Source organism: Pseudosporangium ferrugineum, from assembly GCF_003002065.1.
GTDB lineage: Bacteria > Actinomycetota > Actinomycetes > Mycobacteriales > Micromonosporaceae > Actinoplanes > Actinoplanes ferrugineus_A.
Genome location: NZ_PVZG01000005.1, coordinates 18,089 through 39,604 on the forward strand (window position 1 = coordinate 18,089; position 21,516 = coordinate 39,604).

The 21,516-nt window shown below is 73.2% G+C and carries 22 protein-coding genes; 9 read left to right on the forward strand and 13 right to left on the reverse strand.

The annotated features are described in order from the left end of the window. Positions 1-12 precede the first annotated feature (12 nt). From CLV70_RS12050 to murD, 4 genes are all read right to left on the reverse strand, one after another. Positions 13-924 (reverse strand): carbohydrate ABC transporter permease, encoded by a 912-nt coding sequence (locus CLV70_RS12050; protein ID WP_106126552.1) that lies wholly within the window; start codon positions 922-924, stop codon positions 13-15. Positions 925-972: 48 nt separating this feature from the next. Continuing rightward, a complete protein-coding gene (gene ngcE / locus CLV70_RS12055; RefSeq protein ID WP_106126553.1) occupies positions 973-2,406 on the reverse strand; it encodes an N-acetylglucosamine/diacetylchitobiose ABC transporter substrate-binding protein in 1,434 nt (477 codons plus the stop codon). A gap of 98 nt (positions 2,407-2,504) precedes the next feature. Then, positions 2,505-3,470 carry a MurR/RpiR family transcriptional regulator gene (locus CLV70_RS12060; RefSeq protein WP_106126554.1) on the reverse strand — a complete coding sequence of 322 codons (966 nt, stop codon included), beginning with the start codon at positions 3,468-3,470 and terminating at the stop codon, positions 2,505-2,507. 331 nt (positions 3,471-3,801) lie between these two features. Next, positions 3,802-5,154 carry a UDP-N-acetylmuramoyl-L-alanine--D-glutamate ligase gene (murD, locus tag CLV70_RS12065; protein ID WP_106126555.1) on the reverse strand — a complete coding sequence of 451 codons (1,353 nt, stop codon included), beginning with the start codon at positions 5,152-5,154 and terminating at the stop codon, positions 3,802-3,804. A 64-nt stretch (positions 5,155-5,218) separates the two neighbouring features. Between murD and CLV70_RS12070 the strand changes: the two genes are divergently transcribed. Further along, on the forward strand, positions 5,219-6,535 hold the full coding sequence (locus CLV70_RS12070) for a MurL-like N-terminal domain-containing (RefSeq protein WP_483880082.1): 1,317 nt from the start codon (positions 5,219-5,221) through the stop codon (positions 6,533-6,535). Here the strand turns inward: CLV70_RS12070 and CLV70_RS12075 are convergent, their stop codons facing one another. Further along, positions 6,536-8,446, reverse strand: coding sequence for a flavohemoprotein (locus CLV70_RS12075; protein WP_245908182.1), 1,911 nt, complete (start codon positions 8,444-8,446; stop codon positions 6,536-6,538). It abuts the gene before it with no gap. 164 nt (positions 8,447-8,610) lie between these two features. Here CLV70_RS12075 and CLV70_RS41705 point away from each other — a divergent pair, with 164 nt between their 5' ends. From CLV70_RS41705 to CLV70_RS12085, 3 genes are all read left to right on the forward strand, one after another. Further along, positions 8,611-8,736, forward strand: a complete 126-nt coding sequence (locus CLV70_RS41705) for a hypothetical protein (RefSeq protein WP_281260444.1) — start codon at positions 8,611-8,613, stop codon at positions 8,734-8,736. Continuing rightward, positions 8,733-9,539, forward strand: a complete 807-nt coding sequence (locus CLV70_RS12080) for a TrmH family RNA methyltransferase (protein WP_245908183.1) — start codon at positions 8,733-8,735, stop codon at positions 9,537-9,539. Before CLV70_RS41705 ends, CLV70_RS12080 begins: the two co-directional genes overlap by 4 nt. Positions 9,540-9,855: 316 nt before the next feature. Then, entirely contained in the window at positions 9,856-10,389 is a 534-nt protein-coding gene (locus tag CLV70_RS12085; protein ID WP_342750364.1) for a GNAT family N-acetyltransferase, read from the forward strand. Between the two features lie 208 nt (positions 10,390-10,597). Here the strand turns inward: CLV70_RS12085 and CLV70_RS41000 are convergent, their stop codons facing one another. From CLV70_RS41000 to CLV70_RS12105, 3 genes are all read right to left on the reverse strand, one after another. After that, positions 10,598-11,752, reverse strand: a complete 1,155-nt coding sequence (locus CLV70_RS41000; protein ID WP_245908184.1) for a hypothetical protein — start codon at positions 11,750-11,752, stop codon at positions 10,598-10,600. A 377-nt stretch (positions 11,753-12,129) separates the two neighbouring features. Further along, complete coding sequence (locus CLV70_RS12100) at positions 12,130-13,245, reverse strand: SPFH domain-containing protein (protein ID WP_106126557.1); 1,116 nt, start codon at positions 13,243-13,245, stop codon at positions 12,130-12,132. A 10-nt stretch (positions 13,246-13,255) separates the two neighbouring features. Then, entirely contained in the window at positions 13,256-13,705 is a 450-nt protein-coding gene (locus tag CLV70_RS12105; protein WP_106126912.1) for an NfeD family protein, read from the reverse strand. A gap of 118 nt (positions 13,706-13,823) precedes the next feature. Here CLV70_RS12105 and CLV70_RS12110 point away from each other — a divergent pair, with 118 nt between their 5' ends. Continuing rightward, positions 13,824-15,137, forward strand: coding sequence for a serine hydrolase domain-containing protein (locus tag CLV70_RS12110; protein ID WP_106126558.1), 1,314 nt, complete (start codon positions 13,824-13,826; stop codon positions 15,135-15,137). Here CLV70_RS12110 and CLV70_RS12115 read toward each other — a convergent pair. Beyond that, entirely contained in the window at positions 15,109-15,936 is an 828-nt protein-coding gene (locus tag CLV70_RS12115; RefSeq protein WP_106126559.1) for a DUF3097 domain-containing protein, read from the reverse strand. The two genes, CLV70_RS12110 and CLV70_RS12115, sit on opposite strands and share 29 nt — an antisense overlap. Positions 15,937-16,024: 88 nt before the next feature. Here CLV70_RS12115 and CLV70_RS12120 point away from each other — a divergent pair, with 88 nt between their 5' ends. Continuing rightward, the gene (locus CLV70_RS12120) at positions 16,025-16,807 is read left to right on the forward strand and encodes a hypothetical protein (protein ID WP_106126560.1); all 783 of its coding nucleotides are present in this window, start codon (positions 16,025-16,027) and stop codon (positions 16,805-16,807) included. Continuing rightward, positions 16,800-17,303 (forward strand): NUDIX domain-containing protein, encoded by a 504-nt coding sequence (locus tag CLV70_RS12125; protein ID WP_106126561.1) that lies wholly within the window; start codon positions 16,800-16,802, stop codon positions 17,301-17,303. The genes CLV70_RS12120 and CLV70_RS12125 overlap by 8 nt, the downstream gene beginning before the upstream one ends. On the opposite strand, the gene CLV70_RS12130 is transcribed toward CLV70_RS12125, so the two are convergent. From CLV70_RS12130 to CLV70_RS12145, 4 genes are all read right to left on the reverse strand, one after another. Beyond that, positions 17,282-17,719, reverse strand: coding sequence for a MarR family winged helix-turn-helix transcriptional regulator (locus CLV70_RS12130; protein WP_106126562.1), 438 nt, complete (start codon positions 17,717-17,719; stop codon positions 17,282-17,284). The genes CLV70_RS12125 and CLV70_RS12130 overlap by 22 nt on opposite strands. Before the next feature lie 38 nt (positions 17,720-17,757). Continuing rightward, positions 17,758-18,498: an alpha/beta fold hydrolase gene (locus CLV70_RS12135; RefSeq protein ID WP_245908185.1), complete on the reverse strand. Its 741-nt coding sequence runs from the start codon at positions 18,496-18,498 to the stop codon at positions 17,758-17,760. A 66-nt stretch (positions 18,499-18,564) separates the two neighbouring features. Further along, positions 18,565-19,287, reverse strand: coding sequence for an anti-sigma factor (locus CLV70_RS12140; RefSeq protein ID WP_106126563.1), 723 nt, complete (start codon positions 19,285-19,287; stop codon positions 18,565-18,567). Beyond that, on the reverse strand, positions 19,241-19,822 hold the full coding sequence (locus CLV70_RS12145) for an RNA polymerase sigma factor (RefSeq protein WP_106126564.1): 582 nt from the start codon (positions 19,820-19,822) through the stop codon (positions 19,241-19,243). The genes CLV70_RS12140 and CLV70_RS12145 overlap by 47 nt, the downstream gene beginning before the upstream one ends. Before the next feature lie 155 nt (positions 19,823-19,977). On the opposite strand from CLV70_RS12145, the gene CLV70_RS12150 reads away from it, so the two are divergent. Both CLV70_RS12150 and CLV70_RS12155 read left to right on the forward strand, forming a co-directional pair. Beyond that, a complete protein-coding gene (locus tag CLV70_RS12150) occupies positions 19,978-20,817 on the forward strand; it encodes a DUF4397 domain-containing protein (protein WP_106126565.1) in 840 nt (279 codons plus the stop codon). Then, positions 20,814-21,485: a class F sortase gene (locus CLV70_RS12155; RefSeq protein ID WP_425440142.1), complete on the forward strand. Its 672-nt coding sequence runs from the start codon at positions 20,814-20,816 to the stop codon at positions 21,483-21,485. The genes CLV70_RS12150 and CLV70_RS12155 overlap by 4 nt, the downstream gene beginning before the upstream one ends. The last annotated feature ends 31 nt before the right edge of the window (positions 21,486-21,516 follow it).

Sequence of the window (21,516 nt, forward strand, 5' to 3'; positions counted from 1 at the left end):
TCCCGGTACGGCTCAGAGCTCGACGGCGTCGCGCCGGGTGACCCGCAGGGTCAGCGCCGCGAAGGTGATGGTCAGGAAGAACAGCACGACGCCCATCGCCGAGGCGTAGCCGAACTGTGCGTAGTCCTGCATGTTGCGGAAGATCTCCAGGCCCAGCACGGTGGTGGCGCCGTCGGGGCCACCACGGTCCACCGACATGACGTTGACCAGTGCGAACGCGTCGAAGGCTGCGATGCCCAGGTAGACCCAGGCGACCTGGAGGGTGTTCCACAGCAGCGGCAGCGTCACCTTGAAGAACAGGGTCCCGCGGGTGGCGCCGTCCAGCGCCGCCGCCTCGTAGATCTCGGTGGGGATGGAGCCCATGCCGGCGGAGAAGAGCACCACGTAGAAGCCCACGGCCTGCCAGACCAGCACGGCGAGGATCGACCACAGGGCCAGGTTCTTGTCCGCGAGGAAGAGGATCGGGTCCCCGCCGAACTGGTGCAGCAGGCCGTTGATCAGGCCGCTCTCGTCGGGCGAGTAGACCCGGGCGAAGATCACCGCGACCAGCGCCAGCGCGAGCAGCTGGGGGAAGAAGAACACCACCCGGTAGACCTTCGACCCCCAGACCCCCCGGGTACGGCCACCCTTCGAGCCGCCGCCCACGTTGAGCAGGAAGGCGAAGAAGAGCGCCAGGATGATCGTCAGCAGCGGAAGGAAGATCAGCAGCAGGATGTGGTGCTGGATCGCCTTCCAGAAGACGTTGTCGTGGAACAGCTTGGTGAAGTTGTCGAAGCCGATGTAGTTGACGTCCGGCGAGAAGCCGCGCCAGTTGGTGAACGACAACTGGAAGGCCTGAAGGTAAGCCGCGACCACGAACGTCCCATAGATGGCCACCGGCACGATCAGGAAGCCGATGATGAACGGGTACCTGCCGTGCTTCATGGTTCCGTGCTCCGTTCGTGATCGCGAATTACGTCGTCTGGCAGGAGGTCAGCGCTTGAACTTCTCGATCGAGGAGTCCTTCTTGATCGCGTCGGCGGCCTTCTGCATGCGGTCGCAGAACTTGTCCGCGGTGCCGCCCTGGTACATCAGCTCGTTCGTGGCGGCGCGCAGCTCGTCGTCGAGCTTCTTGTACCACGTGTCGAAGCGGAAGCTGAAGGTGTCCGCACCGGCCGCGGAAAGAGCCTTGTTGCCCGAGGTGAGGCCGGGGCTGATCTCCATGCCGTCGGTCGCGCCGGCGACCACGGTCAGGGTCTTGGTCAGCTGGGTGAAGCCCACCGCGCCGGCCTTGGAGAGCATGTGGCGCAGGAATTCCATGCCGCCGCGCGGGTTCTTGCCCTTGCTGGCGACGAAGTACTGCTCGCCGGCCGCGGCGTAGAGCGCGGTGACGGGCAGCTTGTCGGCGGTGGTCACGCTCGGCAGCGGCATCAGCTGGTAGTCGAAGCCCTCCGGGGTGTCCTTCGCCTGCTCGTTCTCCAGCCAGGAGCCCGACGGGTAGAGACCCACCTTGTACTGGTTCTGCTGGAGCTGGACCTCGGTGTGCTTGAGGCCGAGGAACGCCTTGTTCGAGAACTTCGCGCCGACCTCGGCCCACGCGGCCGCGGCCTGCTTGACGGCGTCGTTCTTCCAGGCGCCGTCCTCGAGGTTGTCGATGTTCTTGAGGATGTCGGCGCCACCGATCTTCGCGGCGCTGGCCAGGATCACCGTGTACTGGTAGTACGGCGCGTTCGCACCGGCGTACCCGTAGGGGGTGATGCCCTTGGCCTTCATCTTGCCGAGCAGCGCGGTGAAGTCGGCCCAGGTGGTCGGCACGGTCCAGCCGTTGTCCTTGAACAGCTTGCCGGAGTACCAGAGGCCGAAGACCGTGAAGGCGTAGTTCAGCACGTACGGCTTGCCGTTGAACGTGCCCTGCTCGACGGTGCCCGGGATCAGGGTGTCCTTGACGGTCTTGCCCGCGATGTCCACCGACGGCGCGGCGTACAGGTCGGTCAGGTCCTGCACCTGGCCGGCCTGGACGAGGGCGCCCTGGTCCATCAGCTTGGAGCCGGAGTTGTTGATCATGTCCGGCGGGCTGCCGGCGGTGAACCGCGGCTGCACGACGGTGGCGATCTCCTCGGTCTGGTTGAACGTGACCTTGGAGTTCGGGAACAGCTTGTTGTACGACGGGATGTCGACGTCCGTCGCGTACTTGGTGCCGAGGCCACCGTTGAAGATGATGATCTCCAGCGGCTCGTCCTCCTTGATGCCCAGCGGGTTGGTCGCCGAGACCGTGCCCTTGGGCTTGTCGGAGGCCTTGTCGTCGTCGCTGCCACCGCCGACGCACGCGCTCAGCATGCCGACGGCGGGGGTGGCCAGCAGGCCCACGGCGGCCGCGCGGCGCAGCAGCGTCCGGCGGTCGACCTCGGGCTGGAAAATCTCAGTCATTCACTTTCTCCTCAGGTTGATGCGGTGCCGGGTCAGCCGGTGACGGCGCGGGCCGCCGGGCCGGTGGCGAAGGGGATCGGCGTGGTGGGGAACGAGCCTCATGGAGAACTCCCGTCCTTGACGGCCTTGTGGCCGTGGACAGCTTGGGCGGTGCGTTGGAAGGCCGCGTGCGAACGTTCGTGGGTCCGCTGGGCGACGGCCACGTAGAGCAGGTCGAGGACGACGAGTTGCGGGTGCCGCGCGGACAGCGCGTCCGGCCGGAACGTGGTGGCCTGGGTGGCGGTGATGAGTACGATGTCCGCCAGCTCGGCCAGCGGCGAGCGCGGGAAGCTGGTCAGCGCGATCGTGGTGGCGCCGCGGCTGCTGGCCTCGGCGAGCAGCTCTATCGTCTCGCCGGTCGCGCCGCTGTGCGAGATGCCGAGGGCGACGTCGCCGGCCCGCGAGAGCGCCGCGCTGGCGAGGCCGTTGTGGACGTCGGTCCAGGCCCAGGCGGGCACGCCGATGCGGTGCAGGCTGAACTGCATCTCCTCGCCGACCAGGGCGCTGCCGCTGGCACCGAAGATGTTGACCCGCGGCGCGGCCGCGATCGCCACCGCGGCCCGCTCCACCTCCGCGAGGTCGAGCAGCGCGGCGGTGTCGTGCATGGCCCGGGTGTCGGCGGCCATGATCTGGGCGAGCACCCGCTCCAGCGGGTCGCTGGGCTGGATCTCGCGGCCGATGTCGACGGTCCAGCCGGCCGAGCGGGCCCGGCCGGTCTCGGCGGCGATGCCCAGCCGCAGGTCGGCGTAGCCGTCGAAGCCGAGCGCCCGGCAGAAGCGCGTCACGGTGGCCGGCGAGGTGCCGCTGCGCTCGGCCAGCTCCACGATGGTCGCCCGGGAGGCGGAGGCCGGATCGGTCAGGACCTGCTCGGCCACGCGCTGCAGCGCGCCGGTGAACTCGGGCAGCAGCGTACGCACCCGGACCAGCACACCGTCGGAGTTCATCGACTGCTGCGGAGCCTGCTCGCGCACCGACGAGGCGACAACCGCGGTCGTTGCGGTGCCGTCTGCGTCAGGCTGCGCCATGGTGCTCCGTTCGGAAAGGAGTGTTAACTGTCGCGGTAAAAGTTCTTACTTTCTGACCCCTCGTGTCAAGACCGTGGGTGAAGTTTTCAAACCGTTACCTTGGCCATCGAGAGAATGCGGGGCCGCCGACGGCGGTTGACGAGCGTCGATCCCCTTATGGCCGTTACGGCTCAAGCGCTGGCAAACATGGGCTTTGAGCGGATTTATCGCCGACTCCACGGGTGCACGAAAGGCTCCCCGGGACGGCGCGGAGGCAACGACGAACGCCCCCGCCGGCGGCGGGGGCGTTCTGTGTCGGACCGGTTACGGCAATAATTCTGCCCAGAACCGGTTAAGCAGTCTCGCGGATCGCCTGGATGAAGACCGCGGAACGGTGCTCGAAGTTGCGGAAACGGCCGTAACTCGGCGCCGCCGGGGACAGCAGCACGACTCCCCCGGGCGGGGTCAGCTTGCGGGCGAGGCTCACCGCCGCGGGCAGGTCCTCCGCCTCCTCCGTGCGCACACCCGCCAGCCCGGCCAGCTCGGCCAGGATCCGCGGGCCGCTGTCCGGGAGACCGATCACGGTGATCTCCTTGCCGCGCAGGTGCTCGCGCAGCGGGGAGTAGTCCAGGCCGCGATCGGTGCCACCGACGAGCACGGTCAACGGCCGTCCCTCGTACGCGTCGATCGCGTGCATGGCCGAGTGCGGAGTGGTGGACAGGGTGTCGTCGACGAAGGTGAGCCCGGACGGATCCTCGATCTCGGCGAGCCGGTGCGGCAGCCCCTCGAACGACGCCACCGCCGCGCGCAGCTCCTCGCGCAGCCCCGGCACGTCGATGCCCATCCCGTCGAGCACGGCCAGCGCCACGCACAGGTTGAGGCCGTTGTGCCGGCCCCGCAGCCGCAGCGTGTCCCGCGGGAACAGCGGCTCGTCGCTGCAGTAGACGAGATCGTCGTCGTCGATGCGGAACCGCGAGTCGCCGGAACCCGCCGGGATCGCCGGGAAGCCGTTCACGTCGCGGACGGCGATGGTCTCCCGTACCAGGCGCTGGTCGGCGCCGTTCACCACGATCAGCTCCGGCCCGTGCGCCAGCAGATTGAGCTTGTCGCGGTAGTACTCCCGCTCGCCGCCGTGCGCGTCCAGGTGCTCCGGGAAGAGCGACGTCACCACGGCCACCCGCGGCGAGTCCGTCAGGTCGCTGCACTGATAGCTGGAGAGCTCGAGGACGTACTGCCCGGCGGCCGGGAGATCCAGCAACGGCACGCCGATGTTGCCGCCGAAGACGTTGGGCCGGCCGGCCGCCGCCAGCAGGTGACTGATCAGCGCCGACGTGGTGCTCTTGCCCTTGCTGCCGGTCACGCCGACGGTCTCGCGGGCGTGGTCGGCCATCCACAGCGCACTGCCGCCGGTGATCGTCACGCCCCGCCGCCGCAGCTCCGCCATCCACCGGTGGGTCTGCGGCACGCCGGGCGAGCGCACCACGACGTCGGCCGCGGCCAGGGCGGGGAACGCGTGATCGCCGCCGGCCAGCGGCGCCAGCGCGGCCAGCTCGCCCTCCCACGGCACGGAGAGGAAGTCGGCGCTGTCGTCCACCGCGAGCAGGCGCGCCGGCCCGTGCGCGGCGATGGCGGTCACGGCGGCCCGGCCCTCACGGCCGGTACCCCAGACGGCTACGGAACGTCCGCGCAGGTCTGCCAGGCGCACAGGAGAACTCCCTTTGTCGAGTCGCACTAGTATTGCCCGTCGGTCCAGTGACAGGAGTTCGCGGGTGCAGTTCGACGTCATGCGCTTCCCCTCGTACGCGTACGACCCCGCCACCGGGGTCGCGACGTTCGACTACCTGCTCGACGGGGCCGCGCCCGAGGCCTTCACGGAGACCGTCACGTTCCCGGTCCCCGAGGCCGGCGGCGTGCCGGACGCCTTCCACCGCGTGCTCGACCTGCTGCACGTCGTCGCCGGGGTGAGCTACTACAAGGTCGGCGCGCCCGCGCGCATCGAGGCGCCGAAGGCGGTGCCCGCCGAGGCCAAGGCCCTGTTCGACGCCGTGTACAGCAAGGGCCTCGGCGAGTACGCGTACGTGAACCAGCTGCCGTACGTGCTCGACCTGACGGTCGGCGTGCCGGGCGTGTCGTCGCCGGCCGCGCCCGTCGACAACGCCGAGGGGCGCCCGCTGTCCGCGGTGGGCGGCGGCAAGGACTCGATCGTGACCCTCGAGATCCTGCGCACCGCCGGGCTCGACCCCGTACCGTTCTCGGTCAATCCCAACCCGGTGATCGTCAACGTCAACGCCGCCTCCGGGCTGCCCGCGCTGGCCGCCCGCCGCCGGCTCGACCCCCGCCTGTTCGAGCTCAACCGGGCGGGCGCCCGCAACGGCCACATCCCGGTCACCGCGATCAACTCGCTGATCGCCATCGCCACCGCCACGCTGCACGGGCTCGGCCCGGTAGTGATGTCCAACGAGCGCTCCGCGTCCGACCCCAACCTGATCTGGAACGGTCACCCGATCAACCACCAGTGGTCCAAGGGCGTCGAGGCCGAGGGGCTGCTGCGGGCCGCGGTGACCGCGCACGCCGGGCTCACCGAGCCGTACTTCTCGCTGCTGCGCTCGCTGTCCGAGCTGCACATCGCCCAGCTCTTCGCCCGGTTCACCGCGTACGACGACGTGGTGACCAGCTGCAACAAGGCGTTCAAGCTGCACGACCCGACCGCCCGCTGGTGCGGCGACTGCCCCAAGTGCCGCTTCGTCGCCCTCGCGATGGCGCCGTCGATGCCCCGCGAGCGGCTCACCCGCATCTTCGGCCGGGACCTGTTCGCCGAACCGGCCCAGGTGCCCGGCTACCTCGAACTGCTCGGCATCGACGCGCACAAGCCGTTCGAGTGCGTCGGCGAGGTCGAGGAGTCGCTGGTCGCGCTGGCCATGCTCGCCGACGACCCACAGTGGCGCGACGCGCCCGTCGTGGCCGCGCTGCGCGACGCGGTGCCGGCCGGGGCGTGGGCCGAGGCGTCCCGGGACGCGGTGCTCACCCCGGGCGGGCAGACGTTCGTGCCCCCGGCGTACGCGAAGGCCCTGTCCCTGGTTCTCTGATCATTCCGGGGCGTCGTGGTGGATGCGGCCGGGGGCGACGCCCAGCTCGTGCAGCGCGGCGCTGGTCGCGGCCAGCATCAACGGCGGACCGGCCAGGTACACCTCGTGCTCCGACCACTCCCCGTAGGCGGCCACGGCGTCGGTCACCAGGCCTGACGCGTACGGGCCCGCCTCGCCCTCGGAGATCACCGGCACCACCGTGACCCGGCGCGCCGCCTGCGCGATCGCCGCGATCTCCTCGATGTCGTAGAGCTCGGCCAGCGTCCGCACGCCCCAGAACAGCACGGCGGAGCGCGGATCGCCGGTCTCGGCCAGCTCCCGCAGGATCGCCTTGAGCGGGGCCACGCCGGTGTCCCCGGCGATCAGCAGCAGGTCGCGCCCCGAGGCGGGCAGGGTCATCGCCCCCTCGGCCCGCGAGATGCGCACCTTGTCGCCGACCGCCGTCCGGTGCACCAGCGTGCCGCTCACCCCGGTCAGCGTCTTCGCCCGCACGTGCAGCTCGATCACGTTGTCCCGGCGCGGCGCCCCGGCCAGCGAGTACGGCCGCCACACCCCCGGCAGCCCGGGCACCTCGATGCGCGCGTACTGCCCCGGCACGTACGGCATCGGCAGGTACGGGCGCAGCCGCACGACGGCCAGATCGTCCCGGCGCCGCTCGTGCGCCACGACCACGGCGGTCCAGGTCACCGGGTCGTACGCGGCCGCCACCATGCCGTGCGCGATCCACTCGTACGCGTGCTGCCACGTCGACCGCCACGCCTGGTCGAAATCCTGCCGCCACCCGTTCGCGGCCAGGCCGGCCCGCATCGCCTCGGCCAGCGCCGCCCCGGTCAGCTGCAACTGCTGCGGTGCCACCCCGCACTCGGCCAGCGCGGCGCCGAGCCGCCCGAACCCGGCCACCAGGGCCGGCGGCCGGTCGATGGTGTGCACCAGCCAGGTCAGGCCCTCAGCCAACTGCTCGGCCTGCGCGGCGGCGTCGCCCGGGATCGTCGCGAACAGGCCCGGTTCCGCCTGGACGAGCGCGGCCCGCAGCCGTACGGCGACCTCCTGCGGCCCCCCGGCCATCGACAGGCTGTTGCCGAGCAGCCGCCGGATCTCCTGCAACGCGGCGTCGTCGGCCGGGTCCATGCCGTCGACCGGCGCGGGCGGCACCGGCGGACGCACCGGCGGGGCCGGGGTGACCGGCTGGATCGGGTCGCTGGGCCACGGCGGGCCGACGAGCCGCGGGCCGACGAGGCCGGGGATGACGGGGACCGGATCCGTCGACGACCCCGGGTGGCGCCCGCCCCAGGGACCCGGTCCCGGCGGGTACGGGATCACCGGGGGGCGGATCGGGACGTCGCGGCGGACGGCCGGGGAGTCGGCCTGCGCCCGCGCCGGCACTCCCCGGGGGTAGGAAGGGGCGTTCGTCGCCGGCGGAGCGCTCCGGGGCGGCGGTGTGGCAGCCGGCTTCGGCACGACGGCCGGGCTGCCGAACGCCTCCGGGAGCAGGTCCATGAGGCGGCCCGGGTGCAGGTCCGCGGGCAGGGCGGGCTCCGGCTGGGGCGCCGGAAGCTCGCGGGCGGGGGGCGCCGGCGGCAGGGCCGGGCGGGCCGGCGGGGGCAACACCTCCGGGCGGGTGGCGTCCTGCTCGCGCTTCGCGGGCCAGTCCGGGTGCAGGAGCGCTTCGGGGTGCACGGCCGCGTCCGGGCCTTTCCCGCCGCTTCCGCCGCCCGCTGCCGCGTCGCCGCTCCTGGCCGCTGCGTCACCGCTCGTGGGCGCTGCGTCACCGCTCGTGGGCGCCGCGTCGCCGCTCAGGGCTGCCGCGGTGTCGGCCTCGCCGGCGGCCACCGCCTCCGGGGCGGCCGCGCGCAGGCGCATCGCGCGCAGCAACGCCAGCATGTGGGGGTCAGACCCGGATCCGGAAGACACCAGCACACCCCCGACCGCCGACGACCCGTACCGTACAACCGTACTGCCGCCGGGGCCGATCCGCCGCCGCTACCCCTTCGCCGTTCGGCCCTCCCGGGCGCCCGGGTCGTCGTACCCGGGTGGCATGCTCGTTCCCGCACGCCCGACGAGCGGAGGAGGTTCGCATGGGCAAGGTGGTCGCCGACATCTCGGTGTCGCCCGACGGTTTCGTGACCGGGCCCGGCGCCGGACCCGCCCGGCTCGGCGGACGCGTGACCTTCGTGGCCTCACCTACCGGGTGGACCGAGTGACCGACGTACACCTGATCACCGACCCGGGCGATGAACGGCTCGGCGACTACCGCGCCCTCACCGACCTGGAGCTGCGCACCCGGTGGGAGCCGCCCAACGGCCTCTTCATCGCCGAGGGCGAGCTGGTCCTGCGCCGCGCCCGCCGCGCCGGCTACCGGCCCCGGTCCTACCTGATCGACGCCAAACGCGCCGGGCAGCTCGACGACCTCGACGACGCGCCGGTCTACGCCGCGACCCCCGAGGTGCTCGAACGCGCCACCGGCTTCCACGTCCACCGCGGCGTCCTGGCCTCGTTCCACCGCCTGCCCCTGCGCGACGCCGCCGACGTGATGGCGAGCGCCCGCCGCATCGCCATCCTCGAGGACGTCAACAACCACACCAACATCGGCGCCGTCTTCCGCGGCGCGGCGGCCCTCGGCATCGACGCCGTCCTGCTGTCACCCACCTGCGCGGACCCGCTCTACCGCCGCAGCGTACGGGTGAGCATGGGCGAGGTGTTCGCCGTACCGTACGCCCGCCTCGAGCCCTGGCCGGACGGCCTGGACCTGGTCCGCGAGGCCGGCTTCACGGTCCTCGCCCTGACCCCCGCCGCCGGCGCCCTCCCGATGCAACGCCTCGACGCCACCCAGCGCAAGCGCCCGGCCCTCCTCCTCGGCGCCGAGGGCCCGGGCCTCTCCCGCCACGCCCTGGCGGCTAGCGACACCCCGGTACGGTTACCCATGCGCCGCGGCGTCGACTCCCTCAACGTGGCGGCCGCGGCAGCGGTCGCCTTCTGGGAACTGGGCCGCGACGACGACCTGTGACCCCCGACGCGACGGATGACGACCAGCCCGATGCCCCCTCCCGCCAGCCGCGACGACCGGCCCGCTCCCCTGCCACCCGAGCGGGGCGGGGCCGGGGCCGTCCTGACCCGGCAGGTCCGGTGCTGCCAGGCCCCGGCCGACCCTCCGCCGGGCGGAGTCCGGCAGCTCCGGCCCCGCCAGGCCCCGACGGATCCTCCTCTGGGCGGAGTCCGGCAGCTCCGGCCCCGCCAGGCCCTGGAGGACCGCCGCCGGGCGGAGTCCGGCGGTTCCCACGCTCCTCGGCACTCCGGGCGGGCGACCGCCCAGTTAGGACGCGATGATCATCTCTGAGCTGAAGACGGCACGGCTGCTGCTGCGCCAGTGGCGTGCCGACGACGTCATGCCGTGGGCGGCGATGAACGCCGACCCCCTGGTCCGCGAGCACTTCCCCGAGATCCTCACGTACGACCAGAGCGCCGGGTCGGTCGACGCGTTCCGGTCCGAGCTGGAGCGGCGCGGGTGGGGCTGGTGGGCCCTCGAGCTCGCGGCGACCGGCGAGTTCATCGGCATGGCCGGCCTCGACCCGGTCGACGACGAACTCCCCTTCGGCGGCGTCGAGGTGGGGTGGCGGCTGGCCCGGTCGGCGTGGGGCCACGGCTACGCCACCGAGGCCGGGCACGCGTGTCTCGACTACGGCTTCGACGTGCTGAACCTGACGGAGATCCTCGCCATCACGGCGGTGGGCAATCAGCGTTCCCAGGCGGTGATGCACCGGCTCGGCATGACCCGGGACCCGGCCGACGACTTCGACGACCCCACCGTCCCACCCGGCCCCCTGCGCCGCTCGGTGGTGTACCGCATCAAGCGCTGACCGCGCTCACGCCGCCGTGGAACACCGGATCAGGCGCGGACCGGGCTCACAACCGCCGGGGTGCACCGGATCAGGCGCGGGCCGGGCTCACGCCGCCGTGGTGTACCGGGTCAGGCGCGACCGGGCTTACACCGCCGTGGTGTACCGGGTCAGGCGCGGAGGACCGGGCTTACACCGCCGTGGTGCACGGATCGAGCGTTGACCAGGCTCACGTTGCCGGGATCAGGCGGGAGCCGGTCCAGGCCAGGCCCATGCCGGCCGCCAGCAGGAGCAGCGCACCCACCGTCGGCAGTGGCCGGACCGCGAACGACCCCGCCCCGATCGACACGGCGGCGAGGATCAGCAGCACGCCGTCGGCCGGGTTGACCAGTTTGGACCGCAGGACGGCCCAGCCCAGCAGAAGCCACCCCACCCCCATGACGGCCGCGGCGGCGACCGATGCCCGATGGATCTGGGTGGTGGTCAACCCGAGGTTCGGCAGCCCGGCGGCAACGGCCCTCTCCGGCACCTGAGCAACCTCGGTACGCGCACCACCCGGCAGCTGGGCCTTCCCGGTCCCGTCGGCGGTCACCCCGGCCTCGGCACCGCCAGCCGCGGCCGGCACCCCCGCCGCCCCGGCACCCGGCCCACCGCCGATCGCCCCGGCCTCCTCGCCGGCGCCCGGGGCACCGTCGCCCACGGCACTGCCCGCGACAGCGTCTCCCGCAACCGCACCGCCCATGGCAGGGTCCGCGACAGCACCGCGCGCCAGTGTGCGGGTCCCGGCCGTGTCCTCCGCGGCGGCGCCTCCCTCAGCCGAGCCGCCGAGGACCGAGCCGGCGGCGGCCGAGCCGGCGCCGTTCGAGCCCGCACCGGTCGAGCCCGCGCCGTTCGGGCCTGCGCCGTTCAGGCCCGCACCGGTCGAGCCCGCGCCGTTCGAGCCTCCCGTGGCAGGGTCGCCGGAGGCGCTGGTCGGGCGGCCGGTGATCGTGTCGCCGCCGGGCAGGGCCAGGAGGGGCAACCACAGCAGCGCGCCCGCCAGGCCGATCAGGAGGCCTGCGACGGCCGGGCGGCGGGTGCGGGAGCCCGCCAGCAGGCCCGCGAGCGCGATCATCGCGATGGTGCAGAGCCAGCCCGCCGTGATCTCCACCAGGAGCTGGCCGGCGGGGGTGGGCACGCCCAGGGTGGACCAGCCGTAGAGGGCGGCTCCGGCGGGCAGGGCCCAGAGGGCGGTGCGGGCGTAGCGGCGTACGGACCAGATCCAGACGGCCTCGCGGACCGGGAGCAGGTGGTCGTCGGCTGTTCCCTGGCTGGGGGCGCCGACCCAGGCCGGGGCGACCCGCAGCGGGCGGCCGCTGGCCGTCTGGCGCTGACTCATGCTCATGGCTCCGCCTTGGTGGGCTCAAGCCGAGCGGCCGGGGGCACCGGTCGGGAATCCTCCGACCACCATGGCAAAGAACCGCCGGAATGTGCGGCATTTCACGCAATTCGCTACGATCCCGCACCCGCGAAGGCAGATGCGCACGCCAAGCGAGCACGGCGGGCAGTGGGCGAGCAAGCCGATCCCGCACCCGCGAAGGCCGGGGCGCACGCCGAGCGGGCACGGCGGGCAGTGGGTGAGCAGGCCGATCCCGGCACCGGCGAGCAGGCCGCCGGAGCAGAGACGAAGCAAAACGCCGAAGGGAAAGGGGGGCGGGCATGGGGGCGGGGCGACCTGGCAGGCCGCCCCGCGGGTGCGTGCAGTTTCGGCGTACCGGAGGGTCAGGCTCTTTCCGGCTCGCCGGCGCCGTTGTAGTCGGCCGCGCCCAGGGCCGCCGACGGCGGGATGCTTTCCGGGGCCGGCAGGCCCTTCGGGGCGTTGTCGCCCGAGGCCTGGGCCTCGGCCTGGCGGACCTGGGCGTTGACCGCCGCGGCCTCGTCCGCCGCCGCCTGGGCCGCCTGGGCCGCCTCGCGTTCCACGGCGCCGGAGTCGACCGCCTCGGTGGGCTTGTCGCCGACCATGCTGCCGAGGCCGCCCAGCGCGCCGCCGAGACCCTCGAGGGCCTTGGTCAGCTCGGTGGGGACGATCCAGACCTTGTTGGCCGAGCCGTTGGCGATCTGCGGGAGGGCCTGGAGGTACTGGTAAGCCAGGACCTTCTGGGACGGGTTGGCGGTGTGGATGGCGTCGAAGACCGTACGGATGGCCTTGGCCTGGCCTTCCGCCTGGAGGATGCGGGCCTGCCGGTCGCCGTCGGCGCGCAGCACCTGGGACTGCTTCTCGCCCTCGGCGGTGAGGATCGCCGCCTGCTTGTGGCCCTCGGCGTTGAGGATCGTGGCGCGGCGTTCGCGTTCGGCGCGCATCTGCTTCTCCATGGAGTCGCGGATGCTGGGCGGCGGCTCGATCGCCTTGATCTCGACGCGGGTGACCTTGATGCCCCAGCGGCCGGTGGTCTCGTCGAGGACGCTGGAGAGGTGCCGGTTGATCTCCTCGCGGCTGGTCAGCGCGCGTTCGAGGTCGAGGGAGCCGATCACGTTGCGCAGCGTGGTGACCGTCAGCTGCTCGATCGCCTGGAGGAAGTTCGAGATCTCGTACGTGGCGCGTACCGGATCGACGACCTTGAAGTAGAGGACCGTGTCGATGCTCACCACGAGGTTGTCGGACGTGATCACGGGCTGCGGCGGGAAGCTGACGACCTGCTCGCGCATGTCGACCTTGGTGCGGACCGCGTCGACGAAGGGGACCAGCAGGTTGAGGCCCGGCGACAGGGTGCGCTTGTACTTACCGAGCCGTTCGACCACGTCCATCCGCTGCTGCGGGACGATGCGGACGGAGCGGATAAGGGTGATCACGGCGAAGAGCGCGATCACGAAGATGAGTACACCGATCACGACTTCCATGGGTGCCTCTCTAGAGGTTGGGCATGTCGTCGCGCCACACGATGGCCGTGGCGCCCTTGACCTTGATGACCCGGACTCGCTCGCCCGGAAGATATTTCTCGGTCCCGTCGAAGGAGCGCGCCGTCCACAGCTCGCCGTCGATCTTGATCAGCCCGTGGTCGGCGTCGACCTCCTCCAGCACGGTGGCCTGGGAGCCCTCGATCGCCTCGATGCCGAAGGGCGTCTCGCCCGTCTCGGCCGCGGACCGCTGGTGGCGCATGATGATCGGGCGGAGCGCGCCGACGGACAGGCCGGACACCAGGGCGAAGACGATGACCTGAAGCAGCACCGGGGCACCGAGCGCCGCCGCGCCGGCCGCCGCCAGGGCGCCCGCGGCGAAGAAGATGATGAGGAAGGTCGCGGTGAACGCCTCGCCGATCGCGAGGGCGATGGCGAGGACCAACCAGAGGACGGCTTCCACATACCCGATCGTGTCACGTCCGCGCACGTACAGCGACATCGCGTGGGCATCGGTTCCGGCGTAGCCATATCCGCGTACCGGAGTTAGACCCATGACTCCACACCCAGGAAGGCTCACTGTGTCCCTGCTGCCGGAAACCGGCCGACGTGTCACCGGGATCGCCGCCCGCGCCCAGTCCGCGGGCCGCGCGCCGTCGCTGGCGCTGGCGGTCGTCCGCGACCGCTCGTTGCTGCACTTCACCGGCGCCGGGGAGACACCGCCGCCGGACCCGAAGACGCAGTACCGGCTCGGTTCGATCACCAAGACGCTGACCGCCACCATGATCATGCAGCTGCGCGACGAGGGCTTCTTCGGCCTCGACGACCTGCTGTACCGGCACCTGCCGGGCACCCCGGTCGGCGGCATCACGCTGCGCCAGTTGCTCGGGCACGTCTCCGGCCTGCAGCGCGAGCCGGACGGGCCGTGGTGGGAGCGGAACGCCGGCGTGAGCCTGGACCGGCTCCTGACCGACCTCGCGCCCGACAAGATCGCCGGACCGCCGTTCCGGAACTACCACTACTCCAATCTCGCGTACGGGCTGCTCGGCGCGGTCCTGCAGCGGGTCACCGGGGAGTCCTGGGCGGACCTGGTCGGCAAGCGGGTGCTCGACCCGCTGGGCATGAAGCGGACCACCTACTCCCCCGTGGAGCCGTTCGCCCGCGGGTACGTCGTCCACGCCCTCGACGGCAGCCTGCACGAGGAGCCCCGGCTGGACGCGGGCGCCATGGCACCGGCCGGCCAGCTGTGGTCGACGGTGACCGACATGGCGAAGTGGGCCGCGTTCCTCGCCGATCCGGCGCCGGCGGTGCTCAGCCGGGAGACCATCGACGAGATGTGCACCCCGGTGGTGATGCAGGACGAGACCTGGACCGCCGGGCACGGTCTCGGCCCGGAGCTGCACCGGGTCGGCGAGCGCGTGTACGTCGGCCACGGCGGCTCGATGCCCGGCTACAACTCCCAGCTCCTGGTGCACCGGCCCAGCCGCACCGGGGTGATCGCCTTCACCAACGCGTACGGCCTGCGCGGCACCGGCCTGCGCGCCGTGGCCCTGGAGGCGCTGACCACCGTCCTGGACGCCGAGCCGGCCCCGCCCCCGCCGTGGCGCCCGGCGCCCGCACCGCGGGACGAGACCGCCGAGCTGTGCGGCCGCTGGTGGTGGATGGGCAGCGAGTACGAGGTGAACGCGGACGGCGAGGATCTGGTGATGGCGCCCGCCGGCTACGCGTCCCGGCCGCCGTGGCGGTTCACCCGCGAGGCCCCGGACCGCTGGCGGGGCACGGCGGGCGCCAACACGGGTGAGGTCCTGACCGTGCGGCGCGACCCGGACGGCGGGGTGCGGGAGCTGGAGATCGCGACCTTCGTGTTCAGCCGTGATCCCTATCACCTGGCGTAGAAGGTTCGGTGACGAAGTCGATCAGCCGTTCCATCGCGTTGATCAGCGGCGTCTCGACGTCCTTGTAACTGGTCACGCTGCCCAGGATGCGGCGCCACATGTCGGCCGGCTCGGCGATGCCCACCGCTTGGCAGACACCCTCCTTCCAGGGGCGGCCGGGCGGGATCACCGGCCACTCCCGCAGCCCGACCCGCGCGGGCTTCACCGCCTGCCACACGTCGACGTACGGATGCCCGGTGACCAGCACGTCCGGGTCGGTGACCGCGGCGACGATGCGGCTCTCCTTGGAGCCGGGCACGAGGTGGTCGACGAGCACGCCGACGCGCCGGTCGCGGGCCGGGCGGAAGTCGCGGACCGCGCCGGCGAGGTCGTCGATGCCGTCGAGCGGCTCCACGACCACGCCCTCGATGCGCAGGTCGTCGCCCCAGATGCGTTCGACGAGGGCGGCGTCGTGGATGCCCTCGACCCAGATGCGGCTGGCCTTGGCGACCCGGGCGCGGACGCCGGCGACCGCCACCGAGCCGGACGCGGTGCGCTGCCGCTGCGGCGCCGCGGGGGCGGCGGCGGGCCTGCGCAGCGTCACGACCTGCCCGTCGAGCAGGAACGCCGCCGGTTCCAGCGGGAAGTTGCGGCGCTTGCCGTGCCGGTCCTCGAGCACCACCGCGCCGTACTCGAAGCCGACCACGGCGCCGCAGAAGCCGGCGTCCGCGTCCTCCACCACCAGTCCGGGCTCGGCGTCGACCTCGGGTATCACCTTGCGGCGCCGCCAGTTGCCCGCGAGCACGTCCTCCCCATACATGCCCGCACGGTAACTCGTCCGCGCGGACACGCGGGTTCCGACGCTCCGGCCGAGACAACGTCGGCGCCCGCCACGTACCCTTGCTCGCATGTCCCCCGCAGCAGATGCGGCGACCCTCACGGCGCGCCGGTCGACCCGGTTCGTGGCCTGGGTGCGCGCCTGGCGCGCCGGCCTCGTCCCCTTCGACGAGCTGGCCGACGAGATCGCCGCCGACGAGGAGCACCTCGTCGCCGATGCCCCCGGCACCTGGACCGACGTGCCGCTGGGGCAGGCGCTGCCCGCGTTCGCCAAGCTCCACCCCGACGAGATCCGCCTGGTCCTGCCCGCTCCCGGCGACCCGCGCGGCCTGCCCGGCCCCGGCGACCTGACCGGCGCCGCGATGCTGGCCGGCGAGGCGGTGATGACGCCCGGCTTCGGCGTCGTCCCGGAGGTGCGCCGGCACACGTCGGGCTCGGGCGTCACCTTCGAGACGGTGCTGTGGCGCTTCTTCCCGGTCGCCGACTACCGGCCGGTCTTCCAGCTGGGTTCCGCGGAGGCGGAGGCGGAGCTGACCCAGGCGCTGGCCGAGGCGACCACCCAGCTCACCCGCCTCGACGTCGCGCAGTGGCGGCCGGAGCTGGCCGGGGCGTTGCAGGCGCTGCGCCGGCCGGAGAGCACGGCGACGCTGCCCCCGGGCTTCGACCCGAGGTCGCGGCGGCTGTTCGCCCGCGCCAGCATCCTGGACCAGGTGCTCGCCCTGGCCGAGCACAACGCGCCCGGCGGCGCCGTCAACACCTACGAGGCGCAGCAGCGGGACGCGGCCCTGCGCCCGCTCACCACGGCCTGCCGGCAGGCGCTGGTCGCCGCCTGCAACTCTCCGCTGCATGCCTGACCGCTACGCGCACTGCACGTTCTGCGGTGCCCGCTTCACGCCCGGCCAGCCGTGGCCGCGGCGCTGTGCGGCCTGCGGCGAGACGAGCTATCTGAATCCGACGCCGGTGGCGGTCGCGGTCCAGCCGGTCGGCGGCGGCCTGCTCGCGATCCGGCGCGGCATCCCGCCGGCCCGGGACCGGCTGGCCCTGCCGGGCGGCTTCATCGAGGTCGGCGAGACCTGGCAGCAGGCCGCGGCGCGCGAGCTGTGGGAGGAGGCCGGGCTGCGGTCCGACCCCGATTCCGTACGCCTCTTCGACACGATCAGCGCCCCCGACGGCACCCTGCTGATCTTCGGCCTCTTCCCCGCCCTGGCCACGCCGGAGGAGCTCCCGGCGGCCGTGGCGAACGACGAGACCCGGGAGCGGCTGGTCCTGGACGGGCCCCGGGAGCTCGGCTTCGAGCTGCACACCCGGGTCGCGGACCGCTGGTTCGCTCAGGTCGCATCCGGGCTCTGAGCCCGGGCGGCGAGCAGGGCCTCGAGGAGGTCGCCCAGCTCGTCGAGCCGCGCCCGGCCGAGGGGCGCGAACGTCTCGGCGCACACCCGCCCGGCGCGGCCCTCGCCCTCGCGCCGCAGCCGCTCGCCCAGCTCGGTGAGCCGGTGCCGCACCACCCGTCCCGGCCCGGGGACGCGCACGAGCAGCCCCCGGTCGACCATCCGCGACGCCAGCGACCCGGTCGCCTGGTCGGTCTGGAGCGTCAGCCGGGCCAGGTCGCGCAGCGAGGCGCCGGGGTTCCGATCGAGGTGGCACAGCGTGTCCCACTGCACCGGGGACACGCCCAGGTCGGCGAGGGCGGCGCTGAGCGCCCGGTGGTGGGCGTGCTGGAGCCTCTTCACCAGGTGGGCGACCTCCGGCGCTGCGCGACCCGTCATGGCCGCTGGGTGGCCGAAAAGCGCCGGGGCAAACGCCGTCAGAGGAATTGCTCCAGGATCGTGGCCAGCCGGACCGGGGCCTCCTCCATGGCGTAGTGGCCGGCCTCGGCGATGACCTCGAGCCGCGCGTTCGGGTACGTGGTCATCCACGTCGCCCGCATCGTGGCCGCGCCCAGCGCCGGATCGTGCTCGCCGACCACGGCCAGCGCCGGCACCGGGTTTCCCGCGACCCGCTCGGTGAAGTCCGTACGCGCCCACGACCCCAGGTACGCCCCGAACGCCTCCACGGTGGACGCCTCCACGCTGTGCCGCACCATCAGGTCCAGCCAGTACGACGACTGCCGGTTGCCCGTCGTCAGGTCGATGATCGCCTTGCGGGCTCCGGGGTCGCGCGCGGCGCCGTCGAACAGCGCCCAGCTCTCCTCGTCGAACGGCACCCCGCCGGCCGGCACCGGGCTGATGCCGACGAGGTGGGTCACCCGTCCGGGTGCGTCGGCGAGGAGGTGCTGCGCCGCGCTGCCGCCCATGGAGTGGCCGACGACGGCGAACCGGTCCCAGCCGAGCTCGTCGGCGACCGCCAGCGCGTCCCGGCTGATCTCCGCGATGCTGTGGTCGCCGGGCACGTCGCGGCGTTCGCCGTACCCGCGGTAGTCGGGGAATGCCCAGGTGAACCGCGCGCCGTCGATGAGCCGGGGCAGCCCGCCCCACCCGCGCGCCGAGCCGAACCAGCCGTGCAACGCCAGAACGTGTACGGGTCCACCACCCACAGTCATCACCATGTCCGCATTATGGTGGCTGCCCGGTCCGCCCCGCCGGCCGGGCCGGACCGGCGGGGACGGCCGCGGTCAGGACGTCAGAGTCCCCCGCAGCAGGCTCTTGCCCGAGTGCGCGGCGTCGCCGTCGTGCGCCTCGTCCGACACGTCGACCAGCCGGTAGCGGTTGAGGTCGGTGCCCGGCGGCACCGGCAGCACCACCTCGGCCCGCCCGGACAGGTTGCCCAGCGAGACCATCTTGCTGGTGTCGTCGGGGTCGATCAGCCACACCTCGTGGAAGCCGGTGGTGAGCGGCAGGTCGCTGACGTCGACGACCATCTCGCCGTCGCTGAGCACCTCGACGCTGCCCCGTGCGGCGGCCGGCGCGGTGGGCAACGGTGCCAGCGTGGCGCGGGCGGTGACGTCGGCGGCCGGCGGGCGGTCGAACGCGCCCAGGGCCACCGCCGTGCCGGCGACCGCGAGCACCGCCGCGGCAGCCGCCGACAGCACCGGGGCCAGCCAGCGCGGGCGCCCGCGGGCCGGCGTACGCATCGGCACGACGACCGTGCGCTCCGGCTCCTGCACGGGCGTGGTCAGCCGGGCGAGGTCCGCCTGAATGCCGGCCCACACGTGCTCGGGCGGCGGCGGCAGGGAACGCACGTCCGCGGCCTCGGCGCCCAGCTCCGCGACGTGATGCAGGGCCCGCAGCTCGTCGCGGCAGCCCGCGCAGTCGGCAAGGTGGGCGGACTCACCGGGGTCCGCCGCGTCCTCAGAGAGCGCGAGAAGGACCAGCCGATCGGGGTCCAGATGCTGCACCGTCCACCTCCCATCGTCGTCGCAGGCTCGCCATCCCCCGGCGAATATGACTCTTCACCGTGCCCAGCGGCAGGCCCGTCACCGCCGCGATCTGCGGGTGCGTCAGATCGTCGAAGAACGCCAGCTCCAGCGTGCGGCGCTGCTCGCCGGGCAGCCGGTTCAGCGCGTCGGCGACCACCAGCCGGTCGACGACCCGTTCCGGGGTCTCCTCCGGCGTCGTGGCGGGCGGCGGGAGGGAGCGTACGGTGTCGCTGATCCGCTCGTCGCGCACGGTGGACCGGATCCGGTCCACCGCCTTGCGGCGCGCGATCCCCAGCAGCCACCCCAGCACCGACCCGCGCCCCGGATCGAACGTCTCGCGTCCCATCCAGGCTGCCACGAACGTCGCCTGCGTGACGTCCTCGGCGTCGGCGCGGTTGCCGAGCACCCGCACGGCGAGCGCGAGCACGGCGCCGCCGTACTGCTCGTACGCCGTACGCAAGGCCCTGTCGTCGCCGTCGCGGAACCGCTCGGCGAGCTCATCCCCGGGACTCATCGACCTCCCTCCACCGCATCGTCAGCAACTCCCTCGTCCGCACCGGCCCGCGCGGATGCACCCCGATCAAAAAAACTTCGGTGCATCCGTACGGCGGCCGCGCGGCGAAACCCCCGGTGATCCGACACCGATCATCGATCCGACAGGGAGTTCCCATGCCCCTCCTGCACCTGCGCCGCGCCGCCGCGGCGGGCACCCTCGCCCTCACCGCGTTCGGCGGGCTCAGCGCGCTGAGCACCGCACCGGCGATGGCCGCATCCTCGCAGGTCACCGTCGTGCACGGCATCCCGGGCCAGCCCGTGGACGTCTACGTCGACGGCAAGAAGACGATCCCCGGGTTCCAGCCGGGCAAGGTCGCCGGGCCGCTCACCCTGGACGAGGGCTCGTACGACATCGCCCTCACCGAGCCCGGCGGCTCCCCGGACGACGCGCTGCTCACGGTCGACGACGCGAAGGTTCCCGGCGGCGCGAACATCAGCCTGGTGGCGCACCTGAGCGCCGACGGCAAGCCCACCCTGACGCCGTTCGTCAACGACACCGCCAAGCTGGACGCCGGCCAGGCCCGGCTGATCGTCCGGCACACCGCGGCCGCCCCGGCGGTCGACGTGCGGGCCGGCGGCGACCCCGTGTTCGAGGACCTGACCAACCCGAAGGAGGCCAAGGCCGACCTGCCCGCCGGCACCGTCGCCGCGGACGTGGTGCTCGCCGGCACCGGCACCGTGGTGCTCGGCCCCACCGATCTCGCCCTGAAGGAGGGCACGGCCACGATCGTGTACGCCGTGGGCTCCGCCGAGGCCAAGACGCTCGACGTCGTCGCCCAGACCGTCGACGGCCTGCACTCCGCGCCCGGCGGGGTGCCCAGCGGCACCGGCGGCCTCGCCGACCGCGGCCTGACCCTGCCGTGGTTCGCCGCCGGTGCCACGGGCCTGGCCCTGCTGCTGGCCGGCGCCGTACGCCTGCGCGGCGCCCGCCGGACCGCCCCGGCGCGACGGTGACCGGTGGAATCGGCGCGCCCCGGGGAGTCCCGGGGCGCGCCGCCCTCCCCCTGCTCGCCGGCGTGGTGCTGCTGGCCGCGTTCGGGATCGCCGCGTGCCGCTCGCGTACCGCGCCGGACGTCGGGGGCGCCACGGTGTCGGCCCTGGCCAGTGCCGCGCCGTCCCCGTCCGGCCCGGCACCCGCCGTGGTCGTCCGCGACGGTGCGCCGCCGGCCGGCACCGGCGTGGACGGGCCCACCGGCCTGCGCATCCCCGCGCTGGGGCTGACCGCGACCGTGGACCCGGTCGGGGTGTCCGCCGACGGCGAGTTCGACGTCCCGCCCAGCGTCGACCGGGTCGGCTGGTACGAGTTCGGCCCGGGCCTGTCGGCGCGGGCCGGCTCGATCGTCATCGCCGGGCACGTCGACAGCGCCGACCAGGGCAGAGGCGCCTTCTTCCGGCTCGGGGCGCTCACCGCCGGCGACGCCGTCACCCTGACCGGCGCCTCCGGCGGGCGCGAGTTCGAGGTCGTCGCCCGGGAGCGGTACACCAAGACCGCGATCCCGCTGGCGAAGTACTTCGCCCGCGACGGCCGGCCCCGGCTGACCCTGATCACCTGCGGCGGCCCGTTCGACCGGCGAACCGGGCACTATCGGGACAACGTGGTGGTGACCGCCGTACCCCGCTGAGCGCCGGTGCGGCGCGGAACCGCCACGGGAT